The organism is Arthrobacter cavernae, assembly GCF_017368795.1.
GTDB lineage: Bacteria > Actinomycetota > Actinomycetes > Actinomycetales > Micrococcaceae > Arthrobacter > Arthrobacter cavernae.
Window position 1 is genome coordinate 1 of the sequence record NZ_JAFNLL010000140.1, and the last position, 427, is coordinate 427.

The window sequence follows — 427 nt, forward strand, 5'->3', positions numbered from 1 at the left end:
AAACTAGCCCAGTGACTCCACACAGCTTGACAACTTTCGAGGGTCGCGCCAAAACGCCTCAAAAGTGAGAGAGCGTTGTATCAGGGCAACGCCGCGCCGGAAGCGCCCTGCACAACCGGCAGCGGTGAGGTTTCATCCAGGAGCTCGGCGCGTTCCCGGCCGCCGCCGCGGACCCACAGGCGGTACGCCACCAGCAGGAGGCCCAGCCAGGCCGCACCCACATAGAGCGCTACCCGGGTGTCCTCGAAGACGCCCAGGATCACGATCACCATGGCCATGAAGGCGATGGTCAGGACCGATGCCGCGGGCCACCACGGGGACGGGAACTCCGACGCCAGCAGGCCCTTCCGGGCGATCTCGCGCTTCATGGCCACGTGCGACGCCAGGATCATGACCCACACCCATACCGTGGCGAAGGTGGCGATCG

1 pseudogene is annotated in these 427 nt (G+C 66.0%); it reads right to left on the bottom strand.

The features are described from left to right. Positions 1-80: 80 nt before the first annotated feature. Positions 81-427, bottom strand: a pseudogene (gene proY / locus J1902_RS19155) (proline-specific permease ProY); the annotation flags it as partial.